Origin of the sequence: Desulfovibrio sp. 3_1_syn3 (genome assembly GCF_000145315.2) — a bacterium.
Taxonomy (GTDB): Bacteria; Desulfobacterota; Desulfovibrionia; order Desulfovibrionales; family Desulfovibrionaceae; genus Desulfovibrio; species Desulfovibrio fairfieldensis.
The window spans coordinates 2,454,110-2,478,978 of record NZ_ADDR02000001.1 but is presented as its reverse complement, the minus strand read 5'-3'; the positions used below and the strand labels follow the sequence as shown (position 1 = coordinate 2,478,978).

At 59.9% G+C, this 24,869-nt stretch carries 23 protein-coding genes; 11 read left to right on the top strand and 12 right to left on the bottom strand.

Annotated features, from left to right (window positions below):
* Positions 1 to 209: 209 nt before the first annotated feature.
* From HMPREF0326_RS10535 to HMPREF0326_RS10520, 4 genes are read right to left on the bottom strand one after another with little or no spacing between them, the layout of a single operon-like run.
* Positions 210 to 1,037 (bottom strand): lysophospholipid acyltransferase family protein, encoded by an 828-nt coding sequence (locus HMPREF0326_RS10535; protein ID WP_008683911.1) that lies wholly within the window; start codon positions 1,035 to 1,037, stop codon positions 210 to 212.
* A complete protein-coding gene (locus tag HMPREF0326_RS10530) occupies positions 1,034 to 2,263 on the bottom strand; it encodes a replication-associated recombination protein A (RefSeq protein WP_008683912.1) in 1,230 nt (409 codons plus the stop codon). The genes HMPREF0326_RS10535 and HMPREF0326_RS10530 overlap by 4 nt, the downstream gene beginning before the upstream one ends.
* 2 nt (positions 2,264 to 2,265) lie before the next feature.
* Positions 2,266 to 3,018: a 16S rRNA (uracil(1498)-N(3))-methyltransferase gene (locus HMPREF0326_RS10525; RefSeq protein ID WP_008683914.1), complete on the bottom strand. Its 753-nt coding sequence runs from the start codon at positions 3,016 to 3,018 to the stop codon at positions 2,266 to 2,268.
* Entirely contained in the window at positions 3,015 to 4,751 is a 1,737-nt protein-coding gene (locus HMPREF0326_RS10520; RefSeq protein ID WP_008683918.1) for a hypothetical protein, read from the bottom strand. The genes HMPREF0326_RS10525 and HMPREF0326_RS10520 overlap by 4 nt, the downstream gene beginning before the upstream one ends.
* 229 nt (positions 4,752 to 4,980) lie before the next feature.
* On the opposite strand from HMPREF0326_RS10520, the gene HMPREF0326_RS10515 reads away from it, so the two are divergent.
* The 3 genes from HMPREF0326_RS10515 to HMPREF0326_RS10505 are packed head-to-tail and all read left to right on the top strand — an operon-like array spanning position 4,981 to position 7,844.
* Positions 4,981 to 6,018 (top strand): GAF domain-containing protein, encoded by a 1,038-nt coding sequence (locus tag HMPREF0326_RS10515; protein ID WP_009301575.1) that lies wholly within the window; start codon positions 4,981 to 4,983, stop codon positions 6,016 to 6,018.
* A 2-nt stretch (positions 6,019 to 6,020) separates the two neighbouring features.
* Positions 6,021 to 7,046, top strand: a complete 1,026-nt coding sequence (locus HMPREF0326_RS10510) for a rod shape-determining protein (protein ID WP_008683919.1) — start codon at positions 6,021 to 6,023, stop codon at positions 7,044 to 7,046.
* Positions 7,047 to 7,058: 12 nt separating this feature from the next.
* Complete coding sequence (locus tag HMPREF0326_RS10505; RefSeq protein WP_008683920.1) at positions 7,059 to 7,844, top strand: inositol monophosphatase family protein; 786 nt, start codon at positions 7,059 to 7,061, stop codon at positions 7,842 to 7,844.
* 193 nt (positions 7,845 to 8,037) lie between these two features.
* On the opposite strand, the gene HMPREF0326_RS10500 is transcribed toward HMPREF0326_RS10505, so the two are convergent.
* A complete protein-coding gene (locus HMPREF0326_RS10500; protein WP_008683921.1) occupies positions 8,038 to 8,556 on the bottom strand; it encodes an NUDIX hydrolase in 519 nt (172 codons plus the stop codon).
* On the opposite strand from HMPREF0326_RS10500, the gene rimI reads away from it, so the two are divergent.
* The 4 genes from rimI to HMPREF0326_RS10480 all read left to right on the top strand — a co-directional run bounded on the left by rimI (position 8,555) and on the right by HMPREF0326_RS10480 (position 11,530).
* On the top strand, positions 8,555 to 9,031 hold the full coding sequence (gene rimI, locus HMPREF0326_RS10495) for a ribosomal protein S18-alanine N-acetyltransferase (RefSeq protein WP_232224928.1): 477 nt from the start codon (positions 8,555 to 8,557) through the stop codon (positions 9,029 to 9,031). The two genes, HMPREF0326_RS10500 and rimI, sit on opposite strands and share 2 nt — an antisense overlap.
* Positions 9,032 to 9,051: 20 nt before the next feature.
* On the top strand, positions 9,052 to 9,816 hold the full coding sequence (tpiA, locus tag HMPREF0326_RS10490) for a triose-phosphate isomerase (protein WP_008683923.1): 765 nt from the start codon (positions 9,052 to 9,054) through the stop codon (positions 9,814 to 9,816).
* 192 nt (positions 9,817 to 10,008) lie between these two features.
* The gene (gene secG / locus HMPREF0326_RS10485; protein ID WP_020990513.1) at positions 10,009 to 10,419 is read left to right on the top strand and encodes a preprotein translocase subunit SecG; all 411 of its coding nucleotides are present in this window, start codon (positions 10,009 to 10,011) and stop codon (positions 10,417 to 10,419) included.
* A 79-nt stretch (positions 10,420 to 10,498) separates the two neighbouring features.
* The gene (locus HMPREF0326_RS10480; RefSeq protein WP_008683925.1) at positions 10,499 to 11,530 is read left to right on the top strand and encodes a Smr/MutS family protein; all 1,032 of its coding nucleotides are present in this window, start codon (positions 10,499 to 10,501) and stop codon (positions 11,528 to 11,530) included.
* Positions 11,531 to 11,622: 92 nt separating this feature from the next.
* Here HMPREF0326_RS10480 and HMPREF0326_RS10475 read toward each other — a convergent pair whose 3' ends face one another.
* The 6 genes from HMPREF0326_RS10475 to xerD form a co-directional block, all read right to left on the bottom strand.
* A complete protein-coding gene (locus tag HMPREF0326_RS10475; RefSeq protein ID WP_008683926.1) occupies positions 11,623 to 12,030 on the bottom strand; it encodes a DnaJ family domain-containing protein in 408 nt (135 codons plus the stop codon).
* A complete protein-coding gene (gene mutS / locus HMPREF0326_RS10470) occupies positions 12,027 to 14,768 on the bottom strand; it encodes a DNA mismatch repair protein MutS (RefSeq protein WP_008683927.1) in 2,742 nt (913 codons plus the stop codon). The genes HMPREF0326_RS10475 and mutS overlap by 4 nt, the downstream gene beginning before the upstream one ends.
* Before the next feature lie 126 nt (positions 14,769 to 14,894).
* Positions 14,895 to 15,344 carry a LapA family protein gene (locus HMPREF0326_RS10465; protein WP_009301584.1) on the bottom strand — a complete coding sequence of 150 codons (450 nt, stop codon included), beginning with the start codon at positions 15,342 to 15,344 and terminating at the stop codon, positions 14,895 to 14,897.
* 468 nt (positions 15,345 to 15,812) lie between these two features.
* Positions 15,813 to 16,307: an HIT family protein gene (locus tag HMPREF0326_RS10460; protein ID WP_008683931.1), complete on the bottom strand. Its 495-nt coding sequence runs from the start codon at positions 16,305 to 16,307 to the stop codon at positions 15,813 to 15,815.
* A 64-nt stretch (positions 16,308 to 16,371) separates the two neighbouring features.
* Complete coding sequence (locus tag HMPREF0326_RS10455; protein WP_008683934.1) at positions 16,372 to 19,059, bottom strand: CBS domain-containing protein; 2,688 nt, start codon at positions 19,057 to 19,059, stop codon at positions 16,372 to 16,374.
* Complete coding sequence (gene xerD / locus HMPREF0326_RS10450) at positions 19,056 to 19,985, bottom strand: site-specific tyrosine recombinase XerD (protein ID WP_008683935.1); 930 nt, start codon at positions 19,983 to 19,985, stop codon at positions 19,056 to 19,058. The genes HMPREF0326_RS10455 and xerD overlap by 4 nt, the downstream gene beginning before the upstream one ends.
* A 321-nt stretch (positions 19,986 to 20,306) precedes the next feature.
* On the opposite strand from xerD, the gene HMPREF0326_RS10445 reads away from it, so the two are divergent.
* The 3 genes from HMPREF0326_RS10445 to HMPREF0326_RS10435 all read left to right on the top strand — a co-directional run bounded on the left by HMPREF0326_RS10445 (position 20,307) and on the right by HMPREF0326_RS10435 (position 22,253).
* A complete protein-coding gene (locus HMPREF0326_RS10445; protein ID WP_020990512.1) occupies positions 20,307 to 21,266 on the top strand; it encodes a GGDEF domain-containing protein in 960 nt (319 codons plus the stop codon).
* 18 nt (positions 21,267 to 21,284) lie between these two features.
* The gene (folK, locus tag HMPREF0326_RS10440) at positions 21,285 to 21,815 is read left to right on the top strand and encodes a 2-amino-4-hydroxy-6-hydroxymethyldihydropteridine diphosphokinase (RefSeq protein WP_008683941.1); all 531 of its coding nucleotides are present in this window, start codon (positions 21,285 to 21,287) and stop codon (positions 21,813 to 21,815) included.
* 144 nt (positions 21,816 to 21,959) lie between these two features.
* On the top strand, positions 21,960 to 22,253 hold the full coding sequence (locus HMPREF0326_RS10435) for a trash (RefSeq protein WP_008683943.1): 294 nt from the start codon (positions 21,960 to 21,962) through the stop codon (positions 22,251 to 22,253).
* Positions 22,254 to 22,661: 408 nt separating this feature from the next.
* Here HMPREF0326_RS10435 and HMPREF0326_RS10430 read toward each other — a convergent pair whose 3' ends face one another.
* Positions 22,662 to 23,984: a M23 family metallopeptidase gene (locus HMPREF0326_RS10430; protein WP_020990511.1), complete on the bottom strand. Its 1,323-nt coding sequence runs from the start codon at positions 23,982 to 23,984 to the stop codon at positions 22,662 to 22,664.
* 251 nt (positions 23,985 to 24,235) lie between these two features.
* On the opposite strand from HMPREF0326_RS10430, the gene HMPREF0326_RS10425 reads away from it, so the two are divergent.
* The gene (locus HMPREF0326_RS10425; protein ID WP_008683947.1) at positions 24,236 to 24,862 is read left to right on the top strand and encodes a protein-L-isoaspartate(D-aspartate) O-methyltransferase; all 627 of its coding nucleotides are present in this window, start codon (positions 24,236 to 24,238) and stop codon (positions 24,860 to 24,862) included.
* Positions 24,863 to 24,869: the final 7 nt, after the last annotated feature.

Below are 24,869 nucleotides of genomic sequence, written 5' to 3'. Positions count from 1 at the left end.
TTTTTACTTTGTCTACCTTGATGGGGGCATATCACTATATATGCGGGGGGGGTTGATTTTTATTTCTGAAATCTCCGGCTCAGTCTCAGCGTTCTCCGCTCGTCTCTGCGTTTTCATTGCATATGCCGCACTTGCCGTGCAGGGCGGGTGCCGCACGCCTGTCAGGCTGCGGCCACGGAGAATTTTTCAGCCGGGCCCGGGTCGACAGGTCAGCGGTTGATGCCGTCCCGTTCCTGCCAGACGGCCAGGGTGCTGGAAATATAGTTGCAGATGGCGGTGTGTTCTTCCTTGCCCTGGCCCTGGACGCATATGGGTCTGGCAAAACGGTACCGTACAGTCATGCCCGCCTTGACCGGTCCCAGCTCCTTGATTTTTTTACCCTGGCCCCAGGCGTCCGTCTTGAGCGCCAGCGGCACGATGGGCACCCCGGCCCTCCGGGCCAGCTTGACGCCGATGCTGTTGAAATGCCGCTCGTCAAAGACGCTGGACCGCGTACTCTGCGGAAAAACAATGATGGAAACGCCTTTTTTGAGACGTTCCACACCGCCGTTCAGTACGGCCGAAAGATCCTCGCGGGGGTTAACCCGGCCTACCACGATGGGGTCGCGCGAGCGCATTACCGCGCCGAAAAAGGGCATGGTGGTCAGGCTTTTCTTAACCACAAAGGTCACGGGGCGTCTTGGGCGAATCATGCCCGGCAGCATGAACGTTTCCAGAGTGCTCATGTGGTTAGCCACAAAGAGGCAGGGGCCGTCCACGGCATTGATGGCGTCCATGCCTTCCACCTCAATGGGGCAGCCCATGCGTTCCATGAGATCCGCCGTCCAGATACTGGCATAAACCCAGGCAGCGTCGTCGCATCTGCCTTGAGAGGCCCGACGGCAGAGCCAGCGAACGGGCCCCAGAAAAAGGCGGCTGTAAAAGGAGAGCGAGGGCAGCAGGCGGCTGAACGCGCCCGCCCGGACTTCCGGGCTGCGGTAAACGTCGCCGGTGAGGAATTTTTCAAGAAAAACGCCGTCAACATGCTGGGGGATCATGACTGCTCATCCGTCTTTTTGATTTTATGGATTTTGCGCCACCACTGGGAAAGGCGCGGCTCCTCGCCGTTGTCGCGCGGCTGGTAAAAGCGCCTGCCCTCCAGTTCGGGCGGCAGATAGGGCTGTTCCACCCAGGAATCGGGGTAATTGTGGGGATATTTGTATTCCTTGCCGTAGCCCCATTCCTTCTGCATTTGTGTGGAAGGATTGCGCAGATGCAGGGGGACGGGCCGTGCGCCGTTGAGCTTCACCTCGCGCGCGGCATTGAGGTAGGCCGCATAGGAGGCGTTGCTTTTTCGGGCCAGGGCCAGATAGACCACGGTTTCGGCGAGGGGGATGAAACCTTCCGGCATGCCCACGAACTCCACGGCCTGCTGGCAGGCCACAGCCAGGGGCAGAGCGCCGGGGTCGGCCAGCCCCACGTCCTCTGAGGCGGAAAGAATCAGGCGGCGGCAGACGAAACGGGGGTCTTCGCCGCCTTCCAGCAGGCAGGCCAAATAGTAGAGAGCCGCGTCCACATCGCTGCCGCGAATGGATTTGATCAGGGCCGAGGCCAGTTCGTAATGGCTGTCGCCGTCTTTGTCGTGGCGGACCAGCACTTCGGGCAGGGCTGCCTTGATCTGCTCCAGGTCACGCTTGTCCTCGGGCAGGGCGGCCACGTATTCCACAAGATTGAGCAGACTGCGGGCGTCGCCGTGGGCCACTCCCGCCAACAGGTCCAGCACCTCATCGTTCAACTCTACCTGAAGATCCTGCGCGCCGCGCCGCGCCAGCTGCATCAGCTCAGCCCGGCCCAGAGGGCGCAGGCGCAGCACATGCAGGCGAGAAAGGAGCTGGCGGGTGACACTGAAAGAAGGATTTTCCGTGGTCGTGGCCAGCAGGGTCAGCTCGCCCGATTCCACCAAGGGCAGAAAGAAATCCTGCTGCGCTTTGGAAAAACGGTGCAGTTCGTCCAGCACCAGAATTTCCACCCCGGCCAGAGCGCGGCGCAAATGCTGCAAACCCGCCTCGGGCGCACTGAGCCGCAGATATTTTTTACCCGTGGATTTAGCCAGCAGCAGGGCCAGGGTGGATTTGCCGCAGCCGGGAGGGCCGAAAAAAAGCAGGCTGGGCAGGCGCTTGGCCTGCATTAATGAACGCAGCCGATCCGCCAGATGGCTCTGACCCAAGAACTGCGCCACATCGTCGGGGCGCATGCGTTCGGGCAGCGGCTTGCTGATGGCCATGTTCAGCTCTCCGCGTGTTCCGCATTTCGGCCCGGCAATTGCGAGGCCCACCAGTGAATGCCCAAACAAAGGGTGGCAGCCGTTTCACAACGCAGAATCCGGGCTCCCAAGCTGATCGCCGCAAAACCCGCCGCGCGCAGGGCATCCAGTTCCCGCGCGGAAAAACCGCCCTCCGGCCCGATGATATAGACGGTCACACCCGTCCTGCCCGCCAGATCCGGTGTCAGCATGGGCACATTTTCCTGCATTTCCCAAGGCAGAATACGCTGGTCGGCGACGCGGGAAAGTTCCACAAGCTCGTCCACGCCCCCGGTCAAAGCCCGCACTTCCGGCAGCCAGGGGTTGCCGCTCTGCTTGGCGCCGGCGATCATCTGCCCCTGACAGGAATCGCGCGCGCCGGCCGGCAGTTTGCCCTGGCTGTGGTCGCCCTGCCAGAGCCAGACGGCATGCGCGCCCAGTTCCACGGCCTTTTCCATAAAAAAACCGCGCCGCACGGCCTTGCTGAAGGCCAGAGCCATGACAGCCAGGGATGCGGGCCGGGGCGTAAAAGATTCACGCAGGCATTCCAGGCGGGCGCTTTTTTTGCTCACCGCGCGGACAGCAAAGCGACCTGTACGGCCTTGCCCGTCCAGCAAACTCACCTCGTCGCCCGGCACAAGGCGCAGCACCTGCCCCAGATGCTTGGCTTCCTGGCCTTCCAGGCTGACTTCCCGCCCCCAGGCTTCGGGCGGCAGATAAAAAAACGGTCCGCTCATGCCACAATCACTTCCTTCATTACCTTGGCTTCCGTGCCCAGGCGCGCCTTGCGCACGGCCTTGAAGCCGTCCTGCAGCGAGACCAGACGCCCGTAGTTCTTGCGTATTTCCAGACCGGCCTTGGTCAGCGAGCTTTCAGGCACATCCAGATAATTACGCTGCAAATACCGGTCGCGCAGAATTTTTTCCACGCAGCCGATAATGTCGTCCACCAGCGCCGGAAAGAAATTGACGATCTCAAATTTGAGTTCGTTAAGCAGATCCACGGCCTCGCGCATCATCTGCCGGTAGGTGATGCGCGCGCCCTTGAAGGTGCGCTGACATATGTCTTCCAGAATGCGCACTCGCCGGGCCTGCTGAATATAGCTGAAGCGCGTGCAGACTTCCTGGTACAGGTCGCGCATGTTATCGAACACTTCGCTGTTTTCCGGCGCGAAAAGATAACTGGACAGGACTTTGCTGACATTGGCGAAAAATTCATCGCTGTAGCTGATCATCCGGCGCTGGTGCTTGCTCAACCAGGTGTACAGAAATTTGAGGCGTTTTTCGTCCGTGTCGGTGTTTTCCACCACTTCCGTACGCTTGTAGACAATGCGGCCCGTGAATTCGCCCCGGACAATATCGTTGAGGCGCAAAAACATATTGCTGGCGTCCTTGATGATATTCAGGCCGCGCAGAGGTTCGCCGGTGAGCGGGTGCAGCACTTCCTGACCGGCCACGGAAAGGGCGCGGTCCTGGCGTACGTTGCTGGAATCGAAACGGTGCTGGCGGTAGGTGATCCGGATGATCACCACCCGCTTGGCCTTGTCCAGAAAAAAGCCGTCTTTGTCGATGATGTCCAGGGCCTCTTCCTGATCTTCGTCCACAGCCACCAGGGCTATTTTTTCCAGCATGGGATAGCGCCGGTTTTCGCCGTTGGAGATGTACGTGGTCAGCGTGCGGTCGGTCTGGCCCATGACGCGCAAGAGAAAACGCTCGCCCATCTTGTGCAGTTTGCGGGCGAAGAGCGCACTGGAAGTGCGTCGCTCCGAGACGATGGGAAAGCCGTACAGTTCCATGAGATATTGATAGACGAACATGCGGTTGCGTTCGTACATGTCGCTGTCGCCGTAGACGAACTTGCCGATACGGATGCCGAAGCGCTTGAGCTCGCTGTCGATGTCCGAGGGGAAGGAGGCGAAGACCCCGGCCAGATGAAAGAACTTGTCCGCATCCCAGGCCAGCACCTGGGCTCTGTCCATGTTCAGCAGATAGGGCATGAGGGAGGGATAATTATCCAGAAGAACCGTATCCACGTAACGGAACTGCTGGCGGAAAATATCCTGATGAATGCGCGGCAGGCGCGACGCCAGAGTCTGAATGTTCAGGTCAATGACCTGATTTTCCAGCGGGCAGCAGGCGCCGTCCGCCTCAGTGATGACCGGGTGCAGTTTGTCGAATTGAAATATCTCGGAAAAATAGTCCAGCTGGCGGGCAAAGGCCACCAAGGCGAAGCCCGGCAGGTCCTTGTATTCGAACATGTCGTTGTCAAAGGAGGGCAGCAGCTCGCGCCCTTCCACCAGTGGATAATTTTTATTTTCCTGATAGGGTTTGACAAGGCAGAAACGGATATGGACGGCGTCCAGAAAGCGCTTGAGACCGTCCAGGTCGCTGACGGCAACAGGTTCGGACAACGTCGCGGCATCCTGCCAGGGCAGCCCGTCTTTGCTGAAAACCTCTTGCCATTTTATCATCCGCGATTCCTGTAACAACTTTTTTTATTTTGTTACCCTTTTTTTCGGAATAATTCCAGTACGCAGAGTATGGCTTTGTGGATTTTCCGCTCCGTTTTTTCCTTACGGCGCACGGCCCGCGCGCGGCGCAAAAGCAGTTGCGACGCCGGAAACGCTTTGCTACAACAAGCCAGCGCGTGCGGGCCGTTGCCTGGGCCGCCGCGCCCCGTCACCTTCAACCCCACGCGCTATGACCGCAAATTCTCTTGAAAAACATATTCTGAGCATTGTTTGCAGTGTTTTTGACGCCTATTCGGCCGTATTGTTCCTGCCCGACGAGGAAGGCGAGGCCCACTATCTGTCCGCGGCCTTCAGTCTGGGCGACAAGATTTCTCCCGACGTCTCCATTCTGCCGGGCAGGGGACTGGTGGGCTGGATCATCCGCAACCGGCAGCCCCTGCTGGTGCCCAATTTCGACCAGCGCCAGAGCAATCTGGGCTATTACGCCGACGGCGAGGAAGCCAGTATCAAGGCTTTCATGGGCTGCCCGGTACCCACGGGCGGCGCGCTGTGCGTGGACAGCAAGCGGCAGTATTCCTTTTCCGACAAGGACCACAAGATACTGCAGCTCTTCGCGGAGCTGATCTCCCGCCAGCAGGGCAGCCGCGGCCGACAGGAACTGGCCGGGGACATTCCCCGCTACTTCGCCGAACTGGGCGTTATTCAGGATCTGCGCTTCCGCTACAAACGCTGGCCGCAATTCTTGCAGAATTATCTGCGCACCATGGCCGACGCCACGGGCTTTGACTACTGCGCCTTTGCTTCGGTGGACGCGCCTGGCGAAACGTATTGCGTGGAGTGCGAGTCGGCCCGCCTGCTGCTGATGGACGGCGAACCGTTGATCCTGCCCATGGGCAGCGGCATTACCGGCTGGGTGTTCCGCAACGACCAGCCCGTGGTGGCTGAGGGCGTGGAGGGGGCTCCGGCTTCGGTACTGTTCGGCAAGCTGCCGGACATGCCGGATTTTCAGGCCGCCATGTGCATGCCGGTGATGGTCAATAAGAGCACGCGCGGCGTGTTGTGCCTGGCGCACACCAGTCCCCGCCAGATCGACGAGAGCATGCGCAGCTTCGTGCGCCAGGCAGTGGATCATCTGGCGCTTTTTCTGGAGAATCTGTACCTCAAAACCCGCCTGCGGACCATGCTGCCCAAGGCCCAGGTGCACAGCGACGGACCGCAGGCCTATGACCCGGATACCGCGCCCATGCCGCCGCGCAAAGAACTGTAAGTATGTTCCTGCAGCGTTTTTTTCGCTTTTTTTCCAAAGACATTGCCATGGATCTGGGCACGGCCAACACCCTGCTCTATACCCGGGCCCACGGCATTGTGATTAATGAGCCGTCGGTGGTCGCCATTGACGTGCAAAAAAACGCCGTTCTGGCCGTGGGCGCCGGAGCCAAGGAATTTCTGGGCCGCACGCCTCAGCGCATCCGAGCCATCCGCCCCATGAAGGACGGGGTCATCGCGGATTTTGACGTCACCCGCGAAATGATCGCCTATTTCGTGCGCAAGGCCATCGACGGCCTGCGTCTGGTCAAGCCCTCCATGGTCATCTGCATTCCCATGGGCATCACGCAGGTGGAAAAAAAGGCCGTCATAGATGCCGCCCTGCTGGCGGGCGCGTTCGACGTGAGCCTGGTGGAGGAACCCATGGCCGCGGCCATCGGGGCCGACCTGCCCATTCACGAACCGCTGGGCAATCTGGTGCTGGACATCGGCGGCGGCACCAGCGAGGTGGCGGTCATTTCCCTGGGGGGCATCGCCAACGCCCAGTCCATCCGCGTGGCCGGCGATGCCATGAATCTGGCCGTACAGCGCTATATGCGCGATGTGTTCCGCATGGATTTGGGCGAAAACACAGCGGAGAATGTCAAAAAAATCCTGGGCTCGGCCATGCCCCAAGCCAATGCCCCGGCCCTGGAAGTCTCCGGCAAGGATCTGGTGCAGGGCACGCCCAGAGTGGTGACGGTGAGCGAGGGGCACATCCGCGAAGCCCTGCGCGAACCCATACAGGCCATTCTGGAAACCGTGCTGCGTGCCTTGGAAAAAACGCCGCCCGAACTTTCCGCCGACATCTACCGCAACGGCATGCTCATGGCCGGGGGCGGTTCTCTGCTCAAGGGGCTGGATCAATTCATCGCCCGCGAGACCCGCCTCAAGGTCTTTGTGGACAAAGAGCCGCTGACTACCGTTCTGCGCGGCACGGCCAGGGCCATGCTCGACCGCCGGGCTTATCACTCTGTGTTCATCAACTGACAAGGATTTGCCATGTTCCAGGCGGCGTCCATTTTGCGCGAGTGCGTGGATATCGTGCGTCGGAGCGGCGCCATCATCCGCGATCACTGGTCCCGGCCGCGCTGTGTGCGGCACAAGGGCAGCATTGATCTGGTGACGGAAACGGATCTGGCTGTGGAGGCCTTTCTCAAGGAAAAGTTGGCCGTCCTGCTGCCCGAGGCGTCATTTATGGCTGAAGAGAGCAGTGCCGCGGACCAGCAGCCGGGCCCGCTTTGCTGGATTATCGATCCGGTGGACGGCACCACCAATTTCGTGCACCGCATCCCGCAGGTCGGCACTTCCGTGGCGCTCTGGCAGGAAGATCGGGTGGTTCTGGGCGTGGTCAATGTGCCCATGCTGGACGAATGCTTCAGGGCCGTACGCGGGCAGGGGGCTTTCTGCAACGACCGGCCCATTACCGTTTCCGAAGCCGCCACACTTGCCGATGCGCTGGTGGGCACGGGCTTTCCCTATGATGTGGCCGCGCGTCTGCCGGAAGTGTTGGAGCGGCTCGCCGCCGTCCTGCCCGTAACTCAGGGCCTGCGGCGCATCGGGGCCGCGTCGGTGGATCTGGCCTATCTGGCCTGTGGTCGTCTGGACGCCTTTTATGAGGCGGGCCTGAAGCCCTGGGACATGGCGGCGGGCTGGCTTCTGGTGGAAGAAGCGGGCGGCAGGGTCAGCAATCTGCGTAATGAGCCTCTGTGCTTCGGCGAAGCGCTTCTTGCCAGCAACGGCCGTCTGCACGACGCCATGGCGGCGCTTCTGCTGAAAACGGCCTGAGTCTTCCCGGAATTAGAGCAATTCACTCATTTCAAATGTGGATTGCTCTGGTGCCCGCGTGCAAGGATGCGATCGAAGGCGTTCCTGTCGGTATCCTGCGGCACGAAGCCTCGCCAACGGCTGCCGCTTCCGCAGCACGCGGGCGACGTACAGTTTGAACTGTATAATATTATTAACGGGGAATGCTGTAGGTTCAGCGCGGGCGCACGTAGCCGCCCTGAACGGCCACCCGCATAAACGGCGAGAGCAAATCGCCGAAATGCGAGCCTAGGCCCTTGAGTTCATCATAGTCCAGCAGCATGCTCCGGTCCGGATCCAGGGCTTTTTGGGCGGCCAGGGCGGCGGGCAGGCGGGCTTCAAACAGGGCCACAAAGGCTTGGCGGCTTTCCCGGCAGGGCGGGCAGAGGCCCAGAGACAATAAACGTCCGCCTTGCTCGCCCCAGTCCTCCTGGAGCATGTCGCGGGCGCACTCTTCAAAAGATTGCCCGGCCCGCACCATGGCAAAGGACGAAAAGCCCCAGCCTTGTCCCTCGCGGAAACTCAGCAAGGCCCGGCCCGTGCTGTCGCGGATCAGCAGGGCCGTGGCGCGATGACGCAGACGCTGGCGCAGCACGTCTTTTTCAGCCATGATGCAGAGCGGCGCATTGCGCCCGTCCACCACCTCCAGGAAAGAAGCGGCGTTTTTCAATCCCGGATAAAGGCTTTGATCCATGTGTGCATCCGTTTCTTCTGACGCGTCGGTCCCGGTAGCCTTCCAGCGCCTTGACGCGCGTCATGCCGTGGCCATGTGGGAGCTTGAGCAGCGCTGTTTTTCCCTGCCCTGGTCCGAGGCGCAGTGCCGCGCGGCATTTGAGCAACCGGCTTTCGCGGCTTTCGGCCTTTTTCGGGGTATGGACCTGCTGGCCTATACGTCCGTATACCATACCCTGGACGAGCTGGAAATACTCAACCTGGCCGTCAGGCCCGAAGAGCGCCGCAAGGGCTTCGGGCGACGGATTCTGGGCATGGCCTTGCAAGTGGCCCGCAAAATGGGTATGCAAAAAGTTCTGCTGGAGGTGCGCGTGGGCAATCACGCGGCCATCGGTCTGTATCAGGGCAGCGGTTTCCGCCAAGTGGGCGTGCGCCCGCGTTACTATACGGATACCGGCGAGGATGCGCTTATCTATGTCTGCCTTCTGCAAGAATGATCCCAGCCAAAGGTGCTGTTATGCAAAAAATCATCGCCGCCAACTGGAAGATGTACAAAACCCGTGTTGAAGCCGCGCAAACCGCTCGAGAACTGGCCGGAGCTCTGGCTGACGGAACGCCTCACGACAAATTGGTGCTGGTGTTTCCGCCGTTTACGGACATAACTGCCGTGGCGGAGGCCTTTACCGGCAAGAAAAATCTGGCTGTGGGCGGCCAGAATTTTTATCCTGCGGAGCAGGGCGCCTTTACCGGCGAGATCTCAGCGGACATGCTGCGTGATACGGGCGCGACATGGGTTCTGGCCGGTCATTCCGAACGCCGCCATGTCTTTGGTGAAAGCGATGAGCTGGTGGCCCGCAAGACGGCTTTTGCCCTGACGCAGGACTTTAAGGTCATGCTTTGCGTGGGGGAAATGCTGCATGAGCGTGAGACGGGGCAACTCAGGGATGTGCTTGCCCGCCAGCTTGCCACGGCTCTGGAGCCTCTGCCGGAAGCCCTGCGCGGGACGTTGCCCGGTCGGCTCGCCCTTGCCTATGAGCCTGTCTGGGCTATCGGCACGGGCAAGGTAGCCGGCCCGGTGGAGGTACTGGAGGCGCATGCTGTTCTGCGCGCCCTGCTTACGGGCCTGATCGGCGCAACGGCTGCGGAACTGCCCATTCTGTATGGCGGCAGCGTCAAACCGGACAATGCTTCCGCCCTGGTCGGGCTTGACAATGTGGACGGTCTTCTGGTAGGAGGCGCTTCTTTAGAGGCGCAAAGTTTCCTGCAGATTATCGGATCGTAGTGAACGCCCGTCCCGCCGCGTTTGCCCGCAGGCGGAAGCAGCTGGGTCGGGACGCTTTGATTACGGCTTCGTTGATTGACGGCGGGGCATACGCAACTACCGGGTTGTCGCGCGGCGTTTGCGCGATGTGAGGCCGGTGTATCCTTTTTTCTGGCGCGCCGCCGGGTTGTGCCGGGTGGTGAGGAGGAATTCGTGCAGACTCTTATTCTTACGCTGCATATCATTGTGTGCGTATTGCTGGTTATTCTGGTCCTGCTTCAATCGGGTAAGGAAGGCATGGGCGTTATTTTCGGCGGCGGCAACACCTCGGTGTTCGGCAGCGGCGGCGCGGGAGGCATTCTGGCCAAACTTACCACGCTGATGGCCATCATTTTCATGATCACCTCTTTGAGCTACACCTATGTGACGAGTTCCCGTCCCAGCAGCGAGTCCACCATTCTGAACGTCAAGATTGAGGAACCCGCATCTCCGGCCCCGGCTGCGCCTGTGACTCCCGCGCCCAAGCCCGATCAGAATGCCGGGCAGGCCGCTCCCGCGCCGCAGCAGCCTGCGGCGGCTCCGCAGAGCGGCCAGGCGCCGGCTGACGCCCCCAAAGCGCCATAAGTTTTCTGCAGACGACAGTGTTGAGCCGCGGCCATGCCGCGGCTTTTTTTACCATTTATGAAAGTCATCCGGTATCGCCATGTCCGACAATGATATTTTTGCGGAAAATCCTTTCCGCGCTCTGGATCTCAAGAATTTTCCCGACAGAAAAAAAGCCGCCGCGGCGAAAAAATGCGCCTTGCAACCGGAGAAAGGGCGGGGAAAACAGCGGGTGCACGCGGGGGCAGCGCAGGATAACGTGGATGATGCCACACTGAATCCCGAAGAAACCGAGCTGTTCATGCAAGCCATGAGTCGCGTGCGGCGGGAAGGTAAAAAAGGAAAAGGCGGCACGCATGGTTTCCGCCTGGAAGAACAGTGCTCCCTGCCTGATGCCGGAGGGCGCAAAAAGGTCCGTAAAGAGAACCGGGCCGCTACGGGCGAGGCCGCGCAAAGGACATCTGTTGCTCCAGAGCGTGTTCGTGGAGAGCAGGCCGGTCCTGTGGAGCCGGAAGCGGCAGGGGAAGCGACGCAGCAGCAGGCGACCGCCAACGCGGACGACGCTGACGCCTTGGCTTTTTTGCGGGTCATGGGAGAAGTGCGTCCCTTGCAGGCGCGGGGCCGCGAAGTCAGCCCTGAACCGCAACCGACCACCCCGCCGCCGCGGGGCGAGCTGAGTCTGCAGGATTTCATGGACGGCAAGCTGGAATTCGCCCTTTCCTTTACGGATGAATATCTGGAAGGGCATGTGGTGGGCCTGGATCAGATGATCATGAACAAGCTGCGCGCCGGTGGGCTGAGTCCGGAAGCGCATCTGGATCTGCACGGTCTGAATGCCGTGCAGGCTTTTGAAGCCCTGCGGGGTTTCATGCGGGGCTGCTGGTACAAGGGGCTTCGCACTGTGCTGGTGGTGCCCGGGCGGGGCCGCAATTCGCCTGACGGGATGGGCGTGCTGCGTGAAAAGCTGCAAAGCTGGCTGACTCAGGATCCTTTCAAGCGGGTGGTGCTGGCTTTCTGCACGGCGCAATCCCATGACGGCGGTCCGGGCAGTGTCTATGTGCTGCTGCGCAAGTACCGTAAAAAAGGCCGGATTTATTGGGAGCGCATGCCTGCGGACGCGGATTTATACTAGGGGCTGCTGACACTATGCCTTTTTGCCCGCTCGCTGCATGCGGCAGCCGTTGTCCGAAGGACTACAGACCCTGAAGTGATTTCAACGCGCACTTACTCCTGATGCCGCTTGCTCAGAACGGTGATCCGCTTCAGTAGACGCGCATAGTAGGGATCATCCTGTTCAATCTGGATGGAGCGCTGGCGGCGCATCCGGGCCTGTTGGATCATGAAGCGCAGTTTCTGCATCTGGCGCACGCGTTCCTGCTCATCCTCGCACTGTTCCAGCATATCCACAAGGCGGCTGATCTCCTTGCGCTCGGCCAGTTCCGGCGGCAGACAGCCCGCATTGCGCAGGATTTTATAGGCCATGCGCAATTCCTCGGGCACATGGCTCATATCCTCCAATTCCAGAGGCCTGCCTCGGCCGGGGAGATTGTCGAATTCTCCCTTGGCCTGCGCCTCTTCAATACGCTTTTCAGCGATGAACTGAATGACGGACCAGGGATTGGCGTCGCTCATGCTTCCTCGTTCTGATCGCCGTCATCGGCATCCGTATTCGGCTCCGTGCCCCAGAGGCTTTTCCATTCCATCAGAAGTTTGAGCGCGTCCAGCGGGCTGAGCGTCTCCGGCGTGAGATCGTACAACAAGCGAACCAGAGGATGTTCCGCTGCGGGCGGCGTGGCATTGATCTCCGGCAGATCGGCGTCAGCTTCCGTTTTCGCTTTAGGCAGATCCAGGCCGGGCAGGGACATGGACGCCACGGATACGGCTTTGCGCGAGCCTTCGCGGCCCCGCTCCAGACCGGCCAGAATGGTCCTGGCCCGCTGCACCACGGGGACGGGCACGCCCGCCAAACGCGCCACCTCCACGCCGTAACTGCGGTCCGATGGGCCGGGCACCAGCTTATGCAGGAACAGAATGTCGTTGTTATACTCGCGAATGGCGATATTCATGGTGAAAACGCCGGGAATGCGTCCCTCCAGCGCCGTGAGCTCATGGTAGTGCGTGGCGAAAAGCGTGCGCAGTTCGCCGCCGGCGCGTCTGGCCAGATCCTCCACAACGGCCCAGGCCAGGGCCACGCCGTCATAGGTGCTGGTGCCGCGCCCGATTTCGTCCAGAATGACCAAGCTGCGCCGGGTGGCCTGGCGCAGAATGCGCGCGGTTTCCATCATCTCGACCATGAATGTGCTCTGACCCTGGGCCAGATTATCCGAAGCGCCCACGCGGGAAAAGAGGCGGTCCACCAGCCCCAGCGTGGCCTCAGCCGCCGGGACCATGGAACCCATCTGGGCCAGCAGGCAAATAATGGCAACCTGCCGCAGCACAGTGGACTTGCCCGCCATATTGGGGCCGGTCAACAGGCAGAGGCGGCGCTTCTGGTCCAGACGGAAATTATTGGGCACAAAGTTGGCGCTGCCCAGCATGCCTTCCACCACCGGATGGCGACCTTCGCGGATGTCCAGATGCGCGCTGTCCGTGAGCCGGGGACGGCACCAGTTGTTCTGCCGTCCCACCTGGGCAAGGCTTTGCCAGTAATCCAGCTGGGCCACCAGATCCGCCATGTGCACGATACGCTCGCGCTGACGAGCCATATGCTCCCGCAGATCCTGGAACATTTTGTATTCCAGACTCTTACGCTTGTCCGCGGCGGAAAGCAGCTCTTCTTCCAGTTCCTTGAGTTGCACGGTGGTGAAGCGTTCCGCATTGGCCAGGGTCTGGCGGCGGATGAAATGTTCCGGCATGGGGCCCGAATGGGAAGCCCGCGTTACTTCGTAATAATAACCGAATACACGGTTATAGCCCATTTTCAACTTGGCGATGCCGGTTTTTTTCTGCTCTTCTTCAAGTAACTCCTGAAGTTTTTGTTCGCCATGCTCCACAAGATCCAGCAGTTTGTCCAACTCGGCATTATAGCCGCTTTTGAACAAACCGCCGTCGGTAATCACGGTGGGGGGGCTGTCCACCAGGGCCGCACTCAGCAGGGTTGTGCAGTCCTCCAGATGGTCCCAGGTTTTAACTATCTGGTAAAGGCTTTGCGGCAATTCGTGCCCCAGAGACTGGGCCTCCGTGGCATAACTGCCGTTCGTGCTTGTAATCAGGGCGTTATGAACCTTGGGCAGGGCGGCGAGGCTGTTGCGCAGGGCAATGAAATCACGCGGGCCGCCGCGATTGAGACTGATCCGGGTGGAAAGACGCTCCAGATCGTAAACTTCGCGCAGGGCTTCCCGCAATGCGGCGCGGCGGTTGTCGTCGTCATGGAAAAAGGCCACGGCTTCCTGAATGCGCGCGATGGGTCCGGCCTCCCGCCAGGGATGGCGGAGCATGTCTTCCAGAAAGCGGCCGCCCATGGGCGTCATGGTATCGTCCAGCACGTGGCGTAACGTACCCTTGCCCTTGCGGCCGTTGAGGCGGGTAAAGATTTCCAGGTTGCGCTCGGTCACTTCGTCGATCAGCAGGCGACGGCTCAGGTCCAGCGGTTTAAACGGCATGAGATGATCGGGATCGCGCTTCTGGGTTTGATCCAGATAAACCAAGAGCGCGCCGCAGGAACGCATCAGTTCGTTTTTGCCTTGCAGACCCAGCGCTCCGGCTTCCTGTACACCCTGTGCCCTGAGAGTGCGCTCCGTGGCGCGTTTGAGGTCAAAATGCGCGGCGGGCATGCGCACCATGCGCACGCCTTCCAGCAGGCAGTGGGGCGGCATTTCCAGCCCTTCCGGCACCAGAAGTTCGCGCGGCGCCAGCTTCTGAGCCCATTGCCAGAGCTCTGCCTGACGTTTGAACTCCACGCCTGACCACTGCCCGGTGGAAATGTCCGCCCAGGCGAAACCTCCCCGGCCTTGGCCCGTATCGTAGCAAAGCGCGCCCAGATAGTTGTGGCTTTTGGTGTTCAGATTGGCGTCTTCCAAAACCGTGCCCGGCGTGATCACGCAGGTGACGGCCCGTTTGACCAAGCCCTTGGCGGCCTTGGGGTCTTCGGTCTGGTCGCAGATGGCTACGTGGAAGCCCTTATCGATAAGCTGGGCCACATAGCTCTGCACGGCATGCCAGGGGACGCCGCACATGGGCACAGGATTTTCGCTGTCCTTGCTGCGGCTGGTCAGTGCGATCTGTAATTCGCGCGCCGCAGTCACGGCATCATCGAAAAACAATTCATAAAAATCGCCCATGCGATAAAAAAGCAAAGCATCAGGGTAGTCAGCCTTGATGTGCATGTATTGTTCGAACATGGGCGTCAGTTTGGTGGGAGTTTCTGGCATGGTAGTTACGCTGCGCTAAAAGGTGTTGCAATCGTTTAGTTATAAACGATAACCTATTTGCGCCATCGCGTAAACCATATAAAAAAGAGAACCGCGCCCGGGGGACCGGGCGCGGTCAGGCGGGAATTATGCTTTATCGGGATCAGGAACCTGAACGTCTTCGGGCAGAGCACTGGGCGCGGCTGTGGGCTTGTTTTCCCCTGCGGACTTGTCGGCATTGGGCGAAGTACTCTGCGTCTTGCGCAAAAACGAGCTGCGCGAGGTTTCCGCGCCCAGTTGCTTGCGCAGTTTTTCCATTTCGCGCTCAAGGCTGCTGACGCGCCACTTGCTCTTCATAAGGCGCGCGGAGAGATTGACCTTGTCCCAGACCAGGAAGGCGAGCGCCAGCACAGCGCCCACAAAAAAGGCCGCTACGATCAGGAAATAGAACGGCAGGGGAATGGAGGCCATGGGTGGCAGGAAGAAAAGATTGAGCGTCAACACCAGATTTTGGGAAAGGGCGTTCTGGTTCTGGAAAAAGAAGACCAGAGCCAGGAAAAAAAGGATGGCGAGCAACAGAACCTTGACATACCGCATAGATATACTCCTCGAGGCTACAAGCTGTCCCAAAATTCTTTTACAGCATTTTGCGTTTGAAATGTTACGCACTTCAAACTCTACGCCGCCCGCGTGCTGCGGAAGCGGTAGCCGCTGGCGAGTCTTCGAGCCGTACGGATACCGACAGCAATGCTAAAACGCGGTTTATCGCTGCCATCAATGCCCGTAAGCCCTTTGGGCTAACGGGCACGTCAGGTCGCCTCCGGTCGCTTCCTTGCGCTTGGCACGGGGTCCGCTCACGCGACCACCAGGGCAATTCACTCATTTCAAGCGTGAATCGCTACCAAGACATTTTGAGAAAACCGCTTTGCCTGACGGCAAAGCGCTGAGCACATCGTAAGCAGATTAACATGCAAATGCGCTGTCAGGCGCGTCGGAAGCGCTATCCATTCATGTCATCGCCACGCTCAATTCCATCCGATGGCAACCGAAGAGGAGGGCAGGCGATCAGGCCTCTTTTCCGTCGCGGCTGAAATAGGGCCGCAAAGCCGCATAGGTGCGGCTGAGATGTTCCGGCATGGTACGTACTTCATCAAATACGGCCATAAAGGATGAATCGCCGTTCCAGCGCGGCACCAGATGAAAATGCAGATGCTCCCGGATGCCCGCGCCTGCGGCCTGGCCCTGATTGAGACCTATATTGATGCCCTCGCAGTTGAAGTGATCCTTGAGGATCACCGTGCAGCGCTGGATCAGATCCATGATTTCGTGGGTTTCCTCGGCGGCCAGATCGGCAAGAGCCATAATGTGCCGGTACGGACAGACCATGATATGCCCGTTATTATAGGGATATTTATTCATGATCACAAAAGCCCGCGTGCCGCGATAGAGCACCAGCCGCTCCTCGTCTTCGTCCGTGGTATCGGGCAGACAAAAAACACAGGTATCGGGCTTGGGTCCGAGGATGTATTCAATGCGCCACGGCGCCCAAAGTTGTTTCATGACCAGACCAGCATACACTGCATGGGGGGAGGGAGCAAGCGTTGATTGCTCGCGCATGCTCCGGTCACGGGCGTTTATTGTTGTTTTCGGACGCATTCTGCGCCAGTCGGCGGGCCAGGTTGAGCTGGCTTTCCACATTGGGGGCTTCGCCGTCCAGCTTGGCGACAAGTACGGCTTTCAGAATGCGGCCATACAGCGGCCCCGGCGCGAGCCCGAGACGGCGCAGTTCCGCACCGCCGATGTCGGCTCTTTCCCGCCGCCATTGGGTGATGTAGCGCGAGAGGTTTTTCTGCAGGCCGGGATTGTCCGTGGAGGCCATGATATACAGCAGGCACTCCAGAGCAATGGGACGCAACAGGGCGCACAGAGCGCTGACTTTGGCCGTGCCCATGTCGTCCTGGCGCTGCCAGGCCTCCAGTTTGCCGCGCACGGCGCGCATCTGTTCACGCTGCCCTAGGATTTCGGCCTTCTTTACCTGCGGCAGACCCAGCCGCAGGTAATGGGCTGAAGTGTCCGCATAGTTCATGTTAAGGTTGAGCCCCAGAAAATAGACCAGCCAGGCCTGCGCGGTTCCGTCGAAATAGAGCAGACGGTACCAAGTAAGCATTTCCTTCAGGCGGTGCAAAAGATTTCGCCTGTTGGGCGTCAGGCCGAGCTGGGGCGCAATGGCCTGCAAAATGCCCAGTTCGTCCAGGCGGGAAAAACAGGCCGGAGGATCCTCCTCATCGCAGATATGCTGATATTCGTTGAACAGGCGCGCCCCGGAGAGACGGTCCATGAGCTTGAGGGACAGGGCGTTCTTGATCAGCTTTTCCGCTCCCGGGCCGATGCGGAACTTATAGCGCTGTTCAAAGCGCACGGCCCTGAGGCAGCGGGTGGGGTCCTCCACAAAGCTCAAGGTGTGCAACACGCGGATGACGCGCTCCTTAATGTCGCGCTGGCCTCCGAAAAAATCCACCAGCTGGCCGAAGGGCGTGCTGTCCAGACGCACGGCCAGAGCGTTGATGGTAAAATCTCGTCGGAAGAGATCCATCTTGATGGAGGAGAGTTCCACCGTGGGCAGGGCCGCCGGGTATTCATAATATTCCAGCCGGGCCGTGGCCACGTCGATGCGCGACTCAATGCCCTTGCTGTCGTGGAAGATGACCACAGAGGTCAGGAATTTCTGATGCTCGCGCACCCGGCCGTTCAATTCAGCCGCCAGAGCCTTGGCCAGAGCGATGCCGTTGCCCTCCACCACCAGATCGATGTCCTGATTGGGCCTGTCCAGCAGCAGGTCCCGTACAAAACCGCCCACAGCATAGACCGGCAGGCCCAGTTTTCTGCCCAATTGCCCGGCCAGATGCAGAAGCTCCCGGATTTCAGCCGGCAGGCGGTCCTGGATGAGCTTGCCGATATTGCGTTCCTTGCTGTTCTGGCTTTTGCGGTCCAGCAGGCGGCCCGGCTCGTCGGCAAAGACATTGATCAGGTCCGTGCGGGTGACCACGCCCGCCACTTTTTCGCCTTCCACAATGGGCACCAGGCGCTGGCGCGCGTCCACGATGACCGCGGTGAGCTCCTTCAGGCTGGCGTCGGGCGGCAGGGTGCGCACCCGACGCTGCATATAGTCCTCCACCGGCAAGTCGCCCAGGCCGTGAGCGCTGGCCCGGGAAGCGGTCTGGGCATCCAGCAGGCCCACGCAGGAACGCGTGCCCGGTCTGAACACCGGCACGGCCTTGAGACCGAAGTGGAGCATCAGCTCGTCGGCCTCCTGAATGCTGGAGGCGGATTCAATGCCTACCGCAGGCGCGGACATGTATTCGCGCGCCGTTTTGTCCGGATTGGCCTGATCGTACAGACGGCGCAAAATGGTTTCGCGCACTTCATTGATGGTCATGGAACGGACGGAGGCCGATGCCGCATAGGCATGGCCGCCGCCGCCCAGTTCCGCGCAGATGTCGCCCACGTTCACCGCGTCGCTGCGACTGCGCGCCACCACCTGGATGCGGTCGCCCATGATCCCGATGGCGAACAGGACGGAAAATTTTTCCATTTCCATCAGCCGGTGGGCCAGATAGGCGAAGTCCCCCAGGTAGTGTTCCATGGAGGCTTCGGCCAGGACCACAGGCGTATTGTTGATGGTATAGGTACGCGCCGATTCCAGCAGGCTGTTCAAGGCCTGGATGTGCAGGCTGGTCAACTCATGGGCCGCCATCTCATTGATCTGATTGACGTCCATGCCCTGGCCGAGCAGCCAGGCCGCAGCCTGAAAATCTTCCGCCGTGGTGGAGGAGTAGGTGAACGAACCCGTGTCTCCGTAAATGCCCAGCCCCAGCAGCGTGGCCTCGTCGCTACCCAGACGGACGTTTTGCGTCTCGAGGTTCTGGACCAGCAGGCTGGTCACCGCGCCCACCTGGGCCAGATGCACCGCATCCGCCGCGATATCGTCCGGCGAGTCGGGGTGGTGATCCCAGGCTTCGATGCGTATGCCGGGTCGCTCCAGCAGGGGAGCCACATGCCCCACGCGGCTGCGCTGGCGGGTGTCCACCAGTACCAGCCGATCGAAATCCTCCCAGCGCAGGTCGGCGGCCTCGGCAAAGCCATAGGCGGCGGGGTTCAGGTTGGCGTATACTTTTTGCAGGCCACGCTCCTGGCTGCCCGGGAAAAGCAGCATGCAGGGCGCATAGAGATGCCGCGCGGCCAGCATGGCCGCAAAGGCGTCGAAGTCGGCATTGGCGTGACAGGTGATCAAAGTGGCCGTAGCGGCGCTCACAGCTGGCTCCGGGGATGGAATTGATGATGAATGCCGCGCAGGCGTTCCGCCTGGACATGGGTATAGATTTCCGTGGCGCTGATGTCCGCGTGCCCGAGCAGGAGCTGCACCGCGCGCAGGTCCGCGCCGCCTTCCAGCAGGTGTGTGGCAAAGGAATGCCGGAAGGTATGGGGAGAGACTGCTCGACGGATACCCGCCAGCAGGGTGTATTTCTTGACCATTTTCCAGATATACTGACGGCTCAGAGCCCGGCCGGAACGGTTGACGAAAAGCTGGTTGCCGCCGGGGGAAAACAGCGGCCGCCAGGAGCGCAGATAGTCGCCCAGCAGAGCCTGGATCATGTCATGCAGGGGCACCAGGCGTTCTTTGGCCCCTTTGCCGAATACGCGCACCAGCCCTCGTTGCAGGTCCAGGTCGGCCACACTCAGGTTGCAGAGTTCCGACACCCGCAGACCGGCGGCATAGAGCATCTCCAGCATGCAGCGGTCGCGTCGGCCGCTTTTTTCGTCCATATCCGGCAGGACCAGCAATTTTTCCATTTCCTCGCGGCTGAGCACTTCCGGCAGATGCTGGGGTAATTTGGGATTTTCCAGTAAAAGCGCTGGATTGGTTTTCAGGGTTCCTTCCTCCACGGCAAAGGCGAAGAACGCCCTCAGGGCGGAAAGACGGCGGGCCAGCGTGCGCCCGGTATTGCCTCTGGACCGCAGCCAGGCCAGATACAAAAAAATTTCCTGCTCGTCCAGGCAGGAGGCACTGCCGCCGCTTTGGGCCAGTTCTTCCTCAAACAGAAAAAAACTTTCCAGATCCTGACCGTAGGATTCCACTGTCCGGGGCGAAAGACCGCGCTGCGCCAGTAAATAGTCCAGCCAAGCCGGGAGCTGATTGGAGAGGGGAGGGACAGCTTGCGATTGTTCCATGCCTGTCATGCTAGCCGCCTTGCCCGCGCCGGGCAAGTGCCCTTTTAGAGCAGTTCACGAATAGAATGAGCCAACGGCTTTGCGCGCTATCCATAAGCAGGCAGAGCTTGCCTGCGAAGGCGACAGTGATTGCGGCGATGTAACCGTGTCGTTACGCATGCAACGCTCGGCGCAAGAATTGGTCTGCGAATCCTTGTTGCGAAATGCGGGTAGACGGGCTTTTCCTGCCGCAAACGAGCATTTCAAGTGGTAAATGCTGTAGAAAAAAACGGCTGTCCGGGGCTTGGCGGGCTTCCCTCCGGCCGACGAATCGGCTATGTTCAAGACATCATGTATATCATTCACAATGAAGCAAGTGTTGGCGCGCTGGGGCGGCGCAGCGTGGCGCTGACCAGCGAGATCATGAACCGTCACTATGTCCGTGACGAAGAATTCGTCTGGGACCAGCTTGTGGAAAATGTGATGTGGATCGGCCCCCTGCGTTCCCAGTTCGTCACCGGCCTGGATAAGGCCAAGGCGCTTCTGGACCAGGAGAAGGACGTAACCTTCACCATGGAGCAGGAAGAGTATCTGGTGCCCTATGAGGATGAGGAATCCTGTATTGTGTCCGGCTGTTATTACGTGACGTCGGACCCGGAGACCAAACTCTTCATCCGCTGCCACCAACGGGTGAGTTTTTTCTATCGCCTGTTCGGCGACCGGCTTAAAGTGGTGCATATGCACCTTTCCCATCCTTATGAAGTTACAGACCCGGACGAGTATTTCCCTTTCCGCTTCGGCAAGGAAGCCTATGAATATATAGCCAGCACCCATCAATTGGCCTTTACCGACAGCCTTACGGAATTGGGCAACCGCAACGCCTATGAAACCGATCTGCTTGAGCTTTCCGGGCGTCTGTCGGAAATAGATTCGCTGGCTATGGTTCTGTTTGATCTCAATAACCTGAAGCTGATCAATGACAGCTTGGGGCATCTTGCGGGCGATCAGCTGATCCGCAGTTTCGCCTTCCTGCTCAAGGAGTCCATGCCTGCCACAGCCAAGCTGTACCGTTACGGCGGCGACGAGTTTGCGGTTTTTCTGCCCGACGCCGACAACGGCATTTTGGAGCGGGCGCTCCGGGAGCTGGAAGACCGCAAGGAAGCCTACAATATGGCCAATACCACCCGCCTCAGTTTTGCGGCGGGGCACGCTTTTTTCAAAAAAGGCCAGGACCATACGCTTTCTGACCTCATCAAGCGAGCGGACAGCCGTCTTTACGCCCGCAAGCGGGCCATGAAACAGTTGCTTTGAACCTTCGCGGCGATACCTATGACGGAAAATCACACGGCGCTGCATGAAGAGATTCGGGCGTATGTGGGGCTGGGTTCCAACAGCCCCGAGGCGGAGGCCATGCTGGCGCGGGCTCGTGAAGGACTTTCCCGCCTGCCGGAATTGCGCCTGAGTGCGGCGTCGCCCTTGTACAGCACGGAACCGCAGGGGTATACGGAGCAGCCTTGGTTTCTGAACCAGGTGGTGGAACTCATACTCGCGCCGGTATGGCGTCCACGGCGTCTGTTGGCGGCCATGCTCCGGCTGGAAAGCACCCTCGGGCGTGTCCGCAGCCCGGACCCGGCTTTGCGTTACGGCCCGCGCGCCATTGATGCGGACCTTCTGCTCTTCGGCGAGGAGCATTGTTCCGATCCCGCCTGTCGCGTACCGCATCCGCGTCTGGCGCAACGAGCCTTTGCTCTGGTGCCTCTTCTGGATATCGCACCTCAGGTCCGCATTGAGGGAACCGCCGCCACGCAATGGCTGGCGCGCCTGAACTACAGGCTGGACGGGTGCAGAATTTTTCAGTGACGCGTTCCCCCTCTCTGTGCTAATGTCGTCAGCGGTCCGAAGCGGCATGACGCCCGAAAGACGTGGAGCACAAGCTCCGCGCGAACCATACGCCATATTCCGTTGCGGCGCAGCATGCTCGGAACGGTGAAAGGAGCATAACGAATGTTGAAATGGCTTATTTTGATCGTGGCGATCTATGTTCTGTACCGTCTCTTCGCCAATGACGTGCTTAAGAAAAAAAAGATAAACAAGGAAGAGAGCGCCGCTGATCTGGAACGGAAAGTGGCCGCCGGTGAAATGGTCAAGGATCCCGAGTGCGGGACCTATGTTTCAGTGGACGGCAATATCTCCGTGCGCGACGGCGACAAGGTATACCGCTTTTGCAGCTATGACTGTCGGGACAAATTCCTGCAGCGCCTGGAAGAAGGCGGCCGCGAACTGCCTCCCCGCGAATAATTTCTGCTTCGCCGCCGCGTAAGGCAGAGGCGCATACCTGCCTTTGGTCCGACTCGCCGATCCGCAGTCAAAATTGACAGCCCCGCTGATGTCTTCTGCATCAGCGGGGCTGTTTCGTTACCTGGAATTATGCAGCTTCCCTGGCAGCATCTGCGGCAAGAGCATGTTTGCGTCGCCGTCTGCGCGGAGTCTTTTTGCCTTAGAGCAGATTGCCTTTGAAACGCTATACGTTTCAAAGGGATCATCCCGGCAAAAAACGTGGTTTTCGCCGGGATCCACGCCGCGTTGCTCTCGATGCCTGTACGCCCTTTGGGCTACAGGCGCGGCCCTACGGGCCGCCCGTCGGGTCGGTCTTCGCGGCGCGCATCACAGTGTTTGGCGTTAGAGCAATTTCAAAGTGAAATTGCTCTAATTGGCAGCGGCTTCCAACCTGCCGGTGATATTGTCGCGCACCCACTTGGGGTCGATCCATTCCAAAGGCGTCACTTCAACGCCGCCCACCAGCATGCCGAAATGCAGATGATCTCCGAAAGCCAGGCCGGTGCTGCCCGTACGGGCGATGGTCTGGCCCTTCTTGACCACGTCGCCCTTGTTGACCTGGATTTCACTCAAATGGGAATACAGGGACATGAGCCCGAGGCCGTGGTCAATGACCACGAGGTTGCCGTAAATACCCAGATCGCCCGTATAGACGACGCGGCCGCTGTTGGCGGCGGGCACGTCGGCATTGCGCACTGAAGCCAGGTCGAAACCCAGGTGGAAGGATTCGCCCACCAGTTTGCCCTGATAATGGAAGAAACGGTGATCGGCAAAACCGGCCCGCGCGGCGGAGCGGGGCAGCCGCGTGAAGGCACCGCTCCAGAGCATGGCCGCCGCGGTATCCTTGCCGATTTCACGCAGGGTCTGCACATTGGCGGCGCGTACCTGATTGTTGATATAAAGGTAGCATTCAAGCGGATTGGCGGCGTTGGGGGCCAGATTGCGCAGTTTGTTCTCCACCGAAAGCAGAAAATCGTCCTTCAGTTCCAGGCTGTCGCTTTTGAAGTTGCGTTCATAGGCCATGACCGTCAGGCGACTTTTAGTCACATTGCCGGCCAGGTCCGTGGCCGTGATCTCCACCGCGTTTTTGAAGTCGCGGGCGGTCATGGTATAGGGGAAGGGGAAGAAGCAGAGGTAGCTGCCGTCCTTTTGCAGGAAGCCGGGCACAAAATAGCCTGCCACAAGCACGCCGCTGTTGCTTACGTCTTCATCAATGGTGTAGCGAACCACCGCCGACCCGCCCCGGCGCACATTGGGCGGCAGGGTTTTGACGGAAATGCGCGGCGGCTGGGTGTCCAGGCGCATGGGCAGTTGCACGGTGCGGGTGTTGCCCTGGCCGAAGCCTGCCAGAGAGCCGTCCGTGGCGCGGATTTCCAAATCAAAAGCTCCTTCGCGCAGGTTGGCGTCCTTCAGGGGGACGTTCACCACCCGCTCAGGCAGGTACTCTTCAAAATGCTTGTTGAAGATCACATTGAGCACGTTGTTTTTGCGAATGCCCACAGTCAGCGCGCGGATGCCAGAGGGATCGTCCATGCGGATCTGCAGCACTGTGGCCGGCGAGACTCTGCCGGTATTAGGCGAAACCTGGACGACCGGGCCGTCCATATCCTTAAAAAAAGTATAGCCGCCGACAACCAGGGCGGCTACGATCAGCAGAACTAACACAGTGGAAAATATACCTTTTTTGCGCATCAGGAACTCCTCGTGACGGTGTTTGAAATGTTTGCACAAAGAACGGTGATTTTCAAGGAAAAGTCTTGATATTTTCTTGACCGTGCATGAAGCGCCCCTGTCCGTCGGCGTGCCCGCGCATTGACTTGACTGCTAAAATCTGTTTCTTCTTCCGCAGTATGCAGAGCGGCAGATATCCATATGACCAGGCTTTCCCCAACGCGCAGGGCGCGCGGGACCAGCAGGTAGACCCCAAGCGCTTGCGCCGCCGGATGGTGCGCGAGCAGCTGGAGGCCAGAGGCATCAGCCATTCCGGCGTGCTGGCGGCCATGGCCGCCGTGCCCCGGCATCTTTTCGTGCAGGAAGCTCTGCGCGCCCAAGCTTATGAGGATACCCCCCTGCCCATCGGTTACGGTCAGACCATTTCTCAGCCCTATATCGTCGCTCTGATGAGCGAGCTGCTGGAAGTGGAGCGGGGCATGCGCGTACTGGAAATCGGCACCGGCTCCGGTTATCAGGCGGCCGTGCTGGCCACCATGGGCTGCATCGTCTTTACCGTGGAGCGTCTGCGCGAACTCTATCTGAATACCGGCGCCCTCTTGCGGCAACTGGGCCTTCGCGGTATCCACATGCAGCGGCGTGACGGCACCCTGGGGGTTCCTGAGGCGGCTCCGTTTGAGCGCATCATCGTTACCGCAGGCGGCCCCGAGATCCCCCGTCCTTTGCTGGAGCAGTTGGATGAGGGCGGCATTTTGCTCATCCCCGTGGGCACGCGGCCGCGCACGCAACGGCTGATGCGCCTGCGCAAAGAACAGGGCCGCATCTGCAGCGAGGATCTCGGCTCGGTCATCTTTGTGGATCTGGTGGGCGACCACGGCTGGCAACCGTCGTCCCGTTGAGTTTCTG